Origin of the sequence: Microcystis sp. M079S1, assembly GCF_020246425.1 — a bacterium.
Classification (GTDB): Bacteria; Cyanobacteriota; Cyanobacteriia; order Cyanobacteriales; family Microcystaceae; genus Microcystis; species Microcystis aeruginosa.
Genome location: NZ_JADBSZ010000266.1, coordinates 1 through 10659 on the forward strand (window position 1 = coordinate 1; position 10659 = coordinate 10659).

Below are 10659 nucleotides of genomic sequence, written 5' to 3' on the forward strand. Positions count from 1 at the left end.
AAATGGGGCGAAAGTCTGTGGACTCTGTGTAAGACAGTACATGGTTTTTTAACTGTGGTATGCGACGGTGGTGGAAGCAGAAACTTAAATCGTGAGGTTTAGGAATCGCCGCACTTTTAGGGCGGCGAGGATGTCAATATCTATGACTCCTCTATCTGGCAACAAATAACCGAGGCAGCCCATGACTGAGCCAATTCCTGATAAATTATCGGAACGAATCGATACAGGTGTTAGAGTCGCAATCGCAGAAGCAATTGAGAGACACCGCCTCTTAGGAGAGTCTATCAGCATTTTCAAAGATGGCCAAATTGTCACCTTAACAGCCGAGCAAATTCCGCCAAAACTTGCCAAAAAAACGGAAGTGTAAAAAATTGGTTGACTGTATCAAATTTCACTATTCATAGAAACAGTTTCACCTATCCGAGGGATTTATATAGGGCTTGCTGAATAAATGTGAAATATAGACGAGGTAAGGGTTTTAGGGTTCTGTTTTGCTCTCACAGGTGCAAGATTTTGAGAGAATCTTCGTTCAAAACCTTGCGTCTTCATCGGCCCGTGTCCTGTAGGGGCGAAGCATTCGGGCAATAACCTATCGGTGAAACCGTAGATTTTCTATCCGAATGCTTCGCCCGTACTTTTTCAGCAGACCCTATATAGATGTCGGTTTTAGCAAATTCCCGTTACGAAAATCAAACCTACATAGTATAATGGTACTGTTAATTATTTTTGGAGGTGTAAATATGAGTCTAACAGAAAAACAAAAAAACCTTTTGCGATGGATAGTTAAAGAAGTACGGGCTGATCATCTTAAAGAGGACAGTATTTGGTACTACTGTCCGACTGTTAACAGTCATCTTTGGGTAGATTACAATGGTTTTGATAGCACTCCTTATGTCGAATTCGCAACCTTCGATATATTAGAAGAATATGATTATGTTAAATGGCAAAAAAAAGACTCGAAGTCCGTTCAATACAAGGGCGCTCTAACAGGAAAAGCTTATGAAGCGGTTGATTCTAACTTTGCTGAACCCAATCGCTCGGCTATTCCTCATCTAATTCCCTTGACTGAAGTTGAACATTTAGACTCCGAACTATGGGAGAGAGTCCGTTTTTCTGTGAGTGCGGGTGGAGATAATCCAAAAGCGTGGGATACTGCGATTCGCAATGCGACAGTGGTTTTAGAAGACCGCATGAGGAAACTGGGAAATATAGATAATATTAATCAAAAAGCCACGGGTAATGGTATTGTTAACCTAATTTTTGGAAGCAATAAATCTGTACAAAAAGATCAGCTTCCATCAGAAGAATTAGAGGCATACCGTGATTTATATTCGGGTACAATGAAGCTTTTTCGTAACCCTTACGCGCATCGATTCATCGATCCTAAACCAGAGGAGGGTGGAGCAATTATCGTATTCATCGATTTATTGTTGAAGATGCTAGATGATTTAAATTGGGAGACAGAAAACGAGAATACATAAATCTCTAATTCTTGTCTGGTTTAACGGTGGATTACGCTGACGCTAATCCACCCTACTGTAGGATAATTGTCTTCTAGCTTCGTAGAGGATGACAGCAGTAGCGATCGCAACATTTAAAGATTCCACACCACCAAAGAGGGGAATTTTCACCGTTTCATCGGCTAAAGTCGCTAATTGGGGCGATAAACCGGCTCCTTCATTGCCTAATAATATTAAAGTCGGACGGGTAAAATCAATCTCCCAATGGTTTTTGGTGGCTGTGGGTAAAGTCGCAATCGCTTTTACCCCCTGTGCTTGATATTTTTTCACTAAAGCGGATAAATCCGATTCTACCACTAGGGGCGATCGAAACCATTCCCCGGCGGAACTGCGGATCACTTTGGGGTTATCGATTTCGACGCTATCGAGACTTAACCAGATACCCTGTACTTCCGTAGCCACAGCAGTGCGGATAATAGTGCCGAGATTGCCTGGATCCTGCAATCTTTCCAAAACTAAGCCCAATTGTAGCGGATTTTGGGGGACTGGATGAAGGTGATCACGGGAAATAGTGGCAATCACACCATCGGGATTAACCGTTGTTGCTAGGGAAGCGAGGACTTCCGGGGAAACTATCTCGACTCGTTTCGCCTGATTTTGAAGCTTCTCTGCTAATTGTCCCTGTCTTTGCTGCCACTTTTCAGTATAACAAACCGTCTCTAGGGAACAATTCACAGCTAAAGCCGTCTCTAGTAAGTGCGTTCCCTCAATTAAGGACAAATTCTGCTCCTGTCGCTCTCTAGTGCGGTGTAGCTTGCGAATTTGCTTGATTAAAGGGTTTTGAACACTGCTAATCATAGCCAGTCGGATTTTTTACCCCGCTAGGGCTGCCCTAAATAACTACGTTTTGAGGGAGATAATGCGGAACTCGGGACTTGAACCCGAAAGTCTTTGCAGACACTAGAACCTGAATCTAGCGCGTCTACCAATTCCGCCAGTTCCGCATTTTTCTTTCACAATCTCCTACTATACTATCGGACAATCCATAAGTCAAGATAGTTGAGATAATTAAGACAAAAATCGCTTTTCGGGGTAGAATCACCAATAATTTCCTCAAAAATCTGATAAAATGCAGTGTCATTTTGCCGAAGCTCTCCTTAGCCAAGACTGCCAACCAAGATAAATGAATCATCCTATGACCATCGATACCGAGCATCCCTATTTAGAAATTCAAGGTCGTCACTCTCTCAAGGGTGAAGTCAAGATCAGTGGTGCCAAAAATGCCGCTCTAGTGATTATGGCGGGAGCTTTACTCTGCTCCGACGAGTGCCAGATTAGTAATGTACCTGCCCTGGCCGATATCGAGCGGATGAGTCAAATTCTCTCGGCTTTGGGCGTGCAAGTCAGTCGCACCGGAGATAGACTAGAGATTGATGGCAGAGACCTCAAACAAGCTCAAGCACCCTACGATCTCGTCTCCCAGTTGCGAGCCAGTTTTTTTGCCATTGGACCGATTTTAGCCCGTTTAGGAGAAGCAAAAGTTCCCCTCCCCGGCGGCTGCGCCATTGGGGCCAGACCAGTGGATTTGCACGTTAGAGGCCTACAGTCAATGGGTGCAGATGTATTAATTGATGGCGGCATGGTACACGCCCGCGTTAAGGGTAATGGTCGTCTGAAAGGGGCGAATATTTATCTGGATTATCCCAGTGTGGGAGCGACGGAAACCTTAATGATGGCGGCGACTTTAGCGTTCGGAGAAACCATTCTCGGTAATGCGGCCCAGGAGCCAGAGGTGATTGATTTAGCCAATTTTTGTGTTTCCATGGGGGCAAAAATTCGCGGTGCTGGGACCAATACAATTGTTATTGAGGGAGTTTCCCGTCTGCACAGTACCGATTATAATATCATTCCCGATCGCATTGAAGCCGGGACTTTACTGATAGCCGGGGCGATTACCCGCTCGGAAATTAGTCTTTATCCCGTGATTCCCAGCCATTTAGCTTCGGTAATTGCTAAACTGCACGAAATCGGTCCAGAAGTAGTGGAAGATGGTCCCAATCGTCTCCGGATTATCCCTAGGGACTTAAAAGCCACCGATATGGAAACCCTGCCCTATCCCGGGTTTCCCACGGATATGCAGGCCCAATTTATGGCTCTATTAACTTTAGCCGAGGGCAGTAGCGTGGTTAATGAGACGGTTTTTGAAAATCGTCTGCGTCATGTGGCGGAATTAAAGCGTCTGGGAGCAGATATCAAGGTCAAAGGAAATGTGGCTTTAGTGCGCGGTGTGCCTTTCCTCTCCGGGGCTCCGGTGATGGCCACGGATCTACGCGCTTCGGCAGCTTTGGTGGTAGCAGGATTAGCAGCCCAGGGGACTACTATTGTGCAGGGACTCCATCACCTCGATCGAGGTTACGATAATTTAGAGGGTAAATTAGGAGCATTAGGGGCAAATTTACGCCGGGTTGATCCTTTAGCCTTAGAATTGGCTACCCTGACCCAATCTTAATAGAAAAAGGGCGAAGCATTCGGGCAATAACCTATCGCTGAAACCGTAGATTTCCTATCCGAATGCTTCGCCCCTACAGATATTATCTGACTTGTTCACCGCCTATTCATCGGCTGTAAAATAACGCTCTAGAAAATCGAGAGCATGATTTCTTAAATCATAATATTCTTGAGTTTCTCGCATGGCGTGACGATCCCGGGGATGGGGAAAAGGCACTGTTAAAATCTCACCGATATTAGCATGGGGTCCATTGGTCATTAAAACAATGCGATCGGACATGAAAATTGCCTCATCTACATCATGGGTAATCATAATCACCGCTTGCCGGTGACTCTCCCAAATTTTCAGCACTTCCTGTTGTAATTTTCGCTTAGTTAAAGCATCTAAAGCCCCAAAAGGTTCATCCATTAATAGCATTTTCGGTCGAGTTACCAAAGCGCGAGCGATGCCCACCCGCTGCTTCATTCCGCCAGAGATTTCTTCGGGATATTTATCGGCAGCGGCCGTTAAATGCACCATAGCTAAATGTTCATTAACAAGGCTATTTTTTTCAACTTTACTAGCACTTTTAAGAACTTCATCCACCGCCAAGCGAATATTTTCTCGCACTGTCAACCAGGGCAAAAGAGAATAATGCTGAAAAACCATCATGCGGTCAGCCCCCGGTTTACGAATTAATTTTCCTTCTAAAGTGACCTGTCCCGAGGAGGCTTGTTCTAAACCGGCGATAATTTTTAAAAGCGTCGATTTGCCGCAACCGGAATGACCGATCACCGAAATGTATTCCTGGGAACTAATAGTCAGATTGACCCCATCAAGGACAACAAAATTGCTGCCATCAGCCTTAGGATAAGCTTTAACGATATTTTTAATCTCTAAAAATTCTTCCCCGGAAAAGGAACTTGAGAGCGGGTTAGGAACAGAGGAGAATTGGGTCATAATAATGAATTATCCCTGCAAATAAAAGAATTGAGGTGAATTGGCGCGAATTTCAAAACTGTTGAGATAACCGACGAGATCGCTAGGATCAAAAGCTTTTTGATCGATAAAAGCCCCCGGCGGTACGACGTAATAATCCTCGCTGGGACAAACAATACCCATATCGTCGGCGATTTGACGGTATAAATCGGTTTTCCAAGCTTTTTTAGCTACTTCTTCCGCATTTTTGGGTATTTCAGCAATCTGTCCCCAGCGAGCGGCCTGGGTGATTAACCAAAGACTTTCGGATTGCCAGAGAAAGGTAGAATGATCGTGATCGGCCTTGGCAATATCTTTCGGCATGGCGAAAAAAATTGTCGTCGCTAGATCCTCAACCAGACGTTTTCGATCATCGAAACCGCCATAGTTGTAATCCCCAACGATGCCGGGGCGGGTAAATTGTGGTTTTGCCCCTGTAAACGAGCGCCCGGAAATGATCGTCGCTACTTCCTCTCGATTTTCAGGTCGATCGCAATACTGACAAGCTTCAATCATCGCTTTGACTAAAGAGCGATAGGTTTTCGGGTTTTCTTCGATAAAAGACTCCATCACCGCTAGAATGCGATCGGGGTGTCCTTGCCAGATTTCCCGTCCCTGGGCAAAGGTAAAACCGACCCCTTCGTTACCCCTAATCGCCCTAGTGTTCCAGGGTTCGGCCACCATATAAGCCTGCATTGTGCCAATACGCATATTGTTGACCATCTGCGGCGGCGGAATAATCAAAAGACGAAATTCTTCGATCGGATTAATGCCCATCGATGCCGTCAGGTAACGCAGGAAGTATTCATAGATGGAGGAACTCAAGACCACCGCCCAGATGCGCTCTTCCGGGGGGATACTCTGGAAATAGGCTTGCAGTTGCCGTCCCGCTTGCTCAAGATCGCCATTATACTCTTGCCAAGGTCGAAGGCCAAAATCCCACATCGGCCGATTCATGGTCATAGCGTTGCCGTGACGATGAATAGTCATCGCCCCACACAGAGGGGCAACCCGCGCCCCTTCTGCCCCCGTCCTCGCATTGGTAATCGCCCCGGAGACCACGGGAGAAGCGTCCAAGCGTCCGAAGATAATCCCATCACGGGAATTCGCCCAACTTGCTTCCCGACTGAGGGTGACATTCAGTCCATACTTACGAAAAAAGCCTTTTTCCCAGGCGACGGCGAAGGGGGCGCAATCATTGACGGGGACATATCCCACGGTGAGGTGAGGTTTTTCTAGGGTTTTCGGATCGATAATCGGGGTTACGGCTAGGGCTGCCTCGGTTAATCCCGTCGGGTTGCGACTGGCATTGATAGTACAGGCAGTCAGGCTACCAGTAACCAAAGTCGTCCCCAATCCCTGAAGGAAGGTACGTCTAGATATGGGGGGAATCATGGTATTAACTGCCCGGTTTAGCGGGACGATGGGTGACAAGGACTTGTAAACGGCTAATTAGGTAATCGAGGATTAAACCGGTAACGCCGATGACAATCACCGCCAGAAAGACGGAACTAAGGTTTAAGCGATTCCACTCATCCCAGAGAAAAAACCCGATTCCCACACCTCCGGTTAACATTTCCACGGCTACGATGACTAGCCAAGCAATTCCTAAACTTAAGCGCAATCCCGTAAAAATGTAAGGCAAACTAGCGGGGAGGATAATTTTAAAAATCTGGCGATATTTGGGCATTTCTAGGACTCTGGCCACATCGATATAGTCTTTGGGTACACTACCGACTCCTAGGGCTGTATTAATCATGGTTGACCAGAGGGAGGTGATAAAAATCACAAAAATGGCCGAGGGTTCCGCGACTCCAAACATGGCTAGAGAGATAGGTAGCCAAGCTAGGGGGGAAACGGGGCGTAGAATTTGAATGATCGGATTGAGGATGAGCATAGCTGGCCGGGATAGCCCGATGAGAAACCCGACCGGAATAGCCACTAATGCTCCCAACAGAAAACCGATTAAGACGCGTCGCAAACTGGCCAGCAATAGCCAACCGATGCCGAGATTGCCCGGACCGCGACGATAGAAGGGATGGAGAATATAATCGAGATTGCTAGTCAAGGCCTGCCAAGGATTGGGCATCAATTCACTTCGGAAAGTCGCAATCATCCACCAGAGGGTAATCAGACCGATAAAACCCATCGCCGGATACAGTACCACATCCTTAAACAGCCAAGCTTTCGCTTGCCTGCCTGTGGCACGCCCAGCGACTAAAATAGCCGCAATATTCATGTTATTTACCCTTATATAAGGATCGAGGTCCAGATAATGAGCAGTACCAACCAAGAATCCTGAAAGAGCCAGAATATTTGCAGGAATATCTCCTATTCTGTTTCTCTTCAGTCTTCCCCCAATGCCGACGAAGTTAGCTGACGGGCTAGGACTGAGAGATGTCCTTTTCATTGACTGAAATTCGCCCCAAATTCGGTTCCTCCGCTTCAACAGACCACGGTTGAATTAGGCTGACTTACTCTATTTGCCCAGAATGATAGCACATTCGATCGAGTTGTGGGAAAATCCCGGTCGCCCCTGATACTAAATCATTTTTTAACAGTATGATTAACTCCCAATCCAACTTTAAAAACCCACTCCCCACTTCCCCAATTCATAATTCATAATTCATAACAGGAGTCCGCAGCGATCGCATTTACCAAATCTTAGCCATTACTAATACAAACCCCGGCAATTCTGGATCACCACTAATGGTTTCAGGAGCATTTAAAATCTCCGGTTCTCGATGGGGACGATAAATATAGACTTGGCGATTTTGGCGATCTATTAACCAACCCAATAAAGTACCATTGGCAATATATTCTTCCATCTTTTTCTGCAAACTGGATACTGTATCACTAGCAGAACGCAATTCAATGACAAAATCGGGACAGATGGGGGCAAAAGAGGCTTTTTGTTTTTCTGTTAAAGCATTCCAGCGTTCTAATTTAATCCAAGCAGCATCGGGTGAACGAGTCGCGCCATTGGGCAGCGTAAAACCCGCACTGGAATCAAACCCAAGCCCCGTCCCATCTAGTTCTGACCAGTTCCCCAGTTGCAGAGCTATATTAAAATTGCGATTACCCGTATCTGAAAAAGCAGGAGGCATAACGATCACTTCTCCACTAGCACTGCGTTCAATGCGTAAATCTCGATTGGCTAAACAAAATTCATAAAATTGCTCCTCCGTCATCGGCATAATCCAAGGAAGATCAATCATCAGAGGAGCAGAGGTCGCTTGTACAAGTAGTGTCGTCATATTTTCGCCCTACTCAAGAATTACACGAATTAACAACTGAATGCCCTTCAATCTTAACTTAGCTCTTGTCATCGGCATTATTGACTACTAAAAGATAGAAGGCGATCGCTCTTAACGTTGCCAAAGAAGCCTGACGGAGAGGAATGTAAATATTTATAAAAATGTAGCTTAGGATACAGTTCTGGGGGGGGAATGTGTATTGTTTTGCTATCTCCTTTTGGGGTTGGGTTGGGTTGTTGCTTGATCTAGCCGCGAGGGAGGCGATCGCATTTAAAACAAAATTGTTGGGGGAAGTATAATGGAACTTAAGTCATGTTCTCAAGTAACCACTATAGCTCTTGGAATAAGCAGTTCGATTCTCTTTACTGTTAGTTTTGTATCACCTGCTTCAGCAGTTAATCTGATTATCAATGGTTCTTTTGAAGAAGGAGATTATGACTCTAATGTTGTAGATCCTAATTTTGCACGACTAAGTCAGGGAAGTTCTGCTCTTACAGGATGGACAATAGGTGGTGCAGGCGTTGATTGGCACAACAGTAATGACATGAAATTTCCAATCGAGGGAGATTTAATTATAGATTTAAATCTTGATGGGGGAAGTAGTGGAACTTTATCTCAAACTTTTTCTACAATTATTGGACAATTCTATACTTTAAGTTTCTCTCTAGCGGGACCAGACTTGAGTGCGACTAATCCTTCTTTTCCTAATCCTCGTCAAGTTAGTGTTCAAGTTGCAGCAGTTAACCAAATTTTTTCAACATCCGCATCTGACCACTTAGATCTTCAATGGCAACTACACGAATTAAGTTTTCAAGCCACTGGTAATCAGACAACTCTAACATTCTCAAGTCTTGACAACTCAGGATTTTGGGGTCCAGCTTTAGATAATGTCACTGTGGTGAGTAATGCTGAATCAGTCCCCGAACCCTCCTCCATCCTAAGCATACTAGCCCTCGGCACACTCGGCGCAGCCTCAACCCTCAAGCGCCAATTCAAATCATCCAAATCGACAGAAAAAGAAACCACAAAAGTCTCCTAATACCATCAATAAATCCGACAATTCCCCTTCATTAATTGGAGGGGTTTTTATCAGTTGTCATACTAAATCCGTTGAGTAACGCACAGAAAACGGGTTTCTCCGAGAAACCCGTTTTCTATTTGGGGATAGTTTTTCCTAGCTTAGGGGGATTGAAAGTTTAATTTTCCCTCTGTTATTCAAATAGAATTATGAAACCCTCTTGCTGAAAATGATTATCGTGAGTTAACACTTGACTGATTTTTAAGCGCTGCATGACCGTCATTGAAATACAATCTGTCAGGCTATATTCTTTGTCTGGACGGCGGCGGTATAACTCGAAGCCTTGCAGGAATGATTCTCGGTTTTGCGGAATGACTTGAAGGCGGGGATTCTGGAGCAGATCATCGATAAATTCGACAGTACGCCGCTTCCGATTTGCTCCCCGGACTGACATAAAATTCAGTAGCTCTACCAAAACTTCATCCGTCGTCACAAGTTTAACGTTTTTGAGACTGGACGTAACTTCTCTGGCTCGTTGATGCCAATTATCTTGGGGATTGATTAAAGCAACCCAGTAGAAAGTGTCGGCAAAAATTTGTTTCATTGCCTTTTCTTGGGACTCCCATAAAGATAATGGTCATGCTCTTCTGCACCGTCAGATGGAAGCGGCTCAAGTTCTTCTTCAGGGAAGTTCAGATTCAACCTATCAACTATCTTTAAAATTGATTCTCCAGTCTCCTCTTGAGATATATCAGAAGCCATCAGATGAGTTTCCAGGGCATCTTTCAGTCGATTTAAAACGCCTTCTAGAGAGCTATCCTGGTAATCAATTGCTGCTAATTCAGGAGATTTGAGTGAATATCCGTCGGGATTCTTGGAGATGACAATGCTGATTTGATTGACCATAATCCTTCCTATCTCAGGCTAATCAAGAATTGGGACTTCTTTAGTCTAGCAAAATAAGCAGGACATTTAAGGTTCTTCAGGATTTGGAAATGATTGTTCATCGGGAATTTTAATTGTCTGTTTTTGAGATTGGGACTGAAAGTTTAATTTTCCCTGAATCTTTCTAACAGTTCTGAGCGAGATAAATTGGCCAGAGAAAGAAGTAACCCGGTGCGTTCCGAGATAGGAAGTTGGGCAATCTGTTCCACCAGACCAGATAATTCTGCATCTAGGGGGCCAAACCGTCCTTCCAGAAGACTGGTTATCAGCGATAGTTGTCCTTCTAAACTGCCTCGTTGTATCCCTTCTTGTATCCCTTCTTGTTTCCACTCTTCTCGTTGTTGTAAATAAGCTGGTGATAGGTTCATAATCTCCTCCTGTTCTTCGGCACTTAAATTATCTCTTAATTCCAAACTCTTGCGCCAGTTGGCCAGAATTTCCAGTAAATTCTCTTGGAAAGGATTACCTTCAGGCAATTGCACTAATTCTTCTACTGCTCGTTTCTGTGTCCCT

Annotated in this window: 11 protein-coding genes, 1 tRNA gene, 1 pseudogene and 1 riboswitch; of the genes and pseudogenes, 4 read left to right on the forward strand and 9 right to left on the reverse strand. The window is 44.9% G+C overall.

Annotated elements, in window-relative coordinates; translation table 11 throughout:
* Window positions 1-181: 181 nt before the first annotated feature.
* Both IM456_RS17355 and IM456_RS17360 read left to right on the forward strand, forming a co-directional pair.
* Window positions 182-367, forward strand: coding sequence for a hypothetical protein (locus tag IM456_RS17355; protein WP_002799309.1), 186 nt, complete (start codon window positions 182-184; stop codon window positions 365-367).
* Between the two features lie 373 nt (window positions 368-740).
* On the forward strand, window positions 741-1481 hold the full coding sequence (locus IM456_RS17360; protein WP_287693298.1) for a TIGR02391 family protein: 741 nt from the start codon (window positions 741-743) through the stop codon (window positions 1479-1481).
* Between the two features lie 42 nt (window positions 1482-1523).
* Here the strand turns inward: IM456_RS17360 and IM456_RS17365 are convergent, their stop codons facing one another.
* Together IM456_RS17365 and IM456_RS17370 are read right to left on the reverse strand one after the other, a co-directional pair.
* Window positions 1524-2318 (reverse strand): TrmH family RNA methyltransferase, encoded by a 795-nt coding sequence (locus IM456_RS17365; RefSeq protein WP_194017231.1) that lies wholly within the window; start codon window positions 2316-2318, stop codon window positions 1524-1526.
* 62 nt (window positions 2319-2380) lie between these two features.
* A tRNA-Leu gene (locus tag IM456_RS17370) sits at window positions 2381-2464 on the reverse strand.
* Window positions 2465-2655: 191 nt separating this feature from the next.
* On the opposite strand from IM456_RS17370, the gene murA reads away from it, so the two are divergent.
* The gene (murA, locus tag IM456_RS17375) at window positions 2656-3969 is read left to right on the forward strand and encodes a UDP-N-acetylglucosamine 1-carboxyvinyltransferase (RefSeq protein WP_287693299.1); all 1314 of its coding nucleotides are present in this window, start codon (window positions 2656-2658) and stop codon (window positions 3967-3969) included.
* 102 nt (window positions 3970-4071) lie between these two features.
* Here the strand turns inward: murA and IM456_RS17380 are convergent, their stop codons facing one another.
* The 4 genes from IM456_RS17380 to IM456_RS17395 form a co-directional block, all read right to left on the reverse strand.
* Complete coding sequence (locus IM456_RS17380) at window positions 4072-4908, reverse strand: ABC transporter ATP-binding protein (protein ID WP_287693300.1); 837 nt, start codon at window positions 4906-4908, stop codon at window positions 4072-4074.
* Window positions 4909-4917: 9 nt separating this feature from the next.
* Complete coding sequence (locus tag IM456_RS17385; protein WP_287712793.1) at window positions 4918-6360, reverse strand: CmpA/NrtA family ABC transporter substrate-binding protein; 1443 nt, start codon at window positions 6358-6360, stop codon at window positions 4918-4920.
* The gene (ntrB, locus tag IM456_RS17390) at window positions 6326-7165 is read right to left on the reverse strand and encodes a nitrate ABC transporter permease (protein WP_061431454.1); all 840 of its coding nucleotides are present in this window, start codon (window positions 7163-7165) and stop codon (window positions 6326-6328) included. The genes IM456_RS17385 and ntrB overlap by 35 nt, the downstream gene beginning before the upstream one ends.
* 107 nt (window positions 7166-7272) lie before the next feature.
* Window positions 7273-7407, reverse strand: a riboswitch (cyclic di-AMP (ydaO/yuaA leader).
* Between the two features lie 173 nt (window positions 7408-7580).
* Window positions 7581-8183, reverse strand: a complete 603-nt coding sequence (locus IM456_RS17395; RefSeq protein WP_002782221.1) for a Uma2 family endonuclease — start codon at window positions 8181-8183, stop codon at window positions 7581-7583.
* A gap of 298 nt (window positions 8184-8481) precedes the next feature.
* On the opposite strand from IM456_RS17395, the gene IM456_RS17400 reads away from it, so the two are divergent.
* Window positions 8482-9222, forward strand: a complete 741-nt coding sequence (locus IM456_RS17400; RefSeq protein WP_012268334.1) for a choice-of-anchor C family PEP-CTERM protein — start codon at window positions 8482-8484, stop codon at window positions 9220-9222.
* Between the two features lie 172 nt (window positions 9223-9394).
* Here the strand turns inward: IM456_RS17400 and IM456_RS17405 are convergent, their stop codons facing one another.
* The 3 genes and pseudogenes from IM456_RS17405 to IM456_RS17415 all read right to left on the reverse strand — a co-directional run.
* Window positions 9395-9805 (reverse strand): type II toxin-antitoxin system VapC family toxin, encoded by a 411-nt coding sequence (locus tag IM456_RS17405; protein WP_012268333.1) that lies wholly within the window; start codon window positions 9803-9805, stop codon window positions 9395-9397.
* Window positions 9802-10107 (reverse strand): hypothetical protein, encoded by a 306-nt coding sequence (locus tag IM456_RS17410; protein WP_002752790.1) that lies wholly within the window; start codon window positions 10105-10107, stop codon window positions 9802-9804. The genes IM456_RS17405 and IM456_RS17410 overlap by 4 nt, the downstream gene beginning before the upstream one ends.
* 143 nt (window positions 10108-10250) lie before the next feature.
* A pseudogene (locus IM456_RS17415) lies at window positions 10251-10659 on the reverse strand (hypothetical protein); the annotation flags it as partial.

Bases quoted from the DNA above. Each gene is read 5' to 3' on its own strand.
- IM456_RS17410 (WP_002752790.1), bottom strand. From the start codon at position 10,107: ATGGTCAATCAAATCAGCATTGTCATCTCCAAGAATCCCGACGGATAT.
- ntrB (WP_061431454.1), bottom strand. From the start codon at position 7,165: ATGAATATTGCGGCTATTTTAGTCGCTGGGCGTGCCACAGGCAGGCAA.
- IM456_RS17380 (WP_287693300.1), bottom strand. From the start codon at position 4,908: ATGACCCAATTCTCCTCTGTTCCTAACCCGCTCTCAAGTTCCTTTTCC.
- IM456_RS17400 (WP_012268334.1), top strand. From the start codon at position 8,482: ATGGAACTTAAGTCATGTTCTCAAGTAACCACTATAGCTCTTGGAATA.
- IM456_RS17395 (WP_002782221.1), bottom strand. From the start codon at position 8,183: ATGACGACACTACTTGTACAAGCGACCTCTGCTCCTCTGATGATTGAT.
- IM456_RS17365 (WP_194017231.1), bottom strand. From the start codon at position 2,318: ATGATTAGCAGTGTTCAAAACCCTTTAATCAAGCAAATTCGCAAGCTA.
- IM456_RS17355 (WP_002799309.1), top strand. From the start codon at position 182: ATGACTGAGCCAATTCCTGATAAATTATCGGAACGAATCGATACAGGT.
- IM456_RS17360 (WP_287693298.1), top strand. From the start codon at position 741: ATGAGTCTAACAGAAAAACAAAAAAACCTTTTGCGATGGATAGTTAAA.
- murA (WP_287693299.1), top strand. From the start codon at position 2,656: ATGACCATCGATACCGAGCATCCCTATTTAGAAATTCAAGGTCGTCAC.
- IM456_RS17405 (WP_012268333.1), bottom strand. From the start codon at position 9,805: ATGAAACAAATTTTTGCCGACACTTTCTACTGGGTTGCTTTAATCAAT.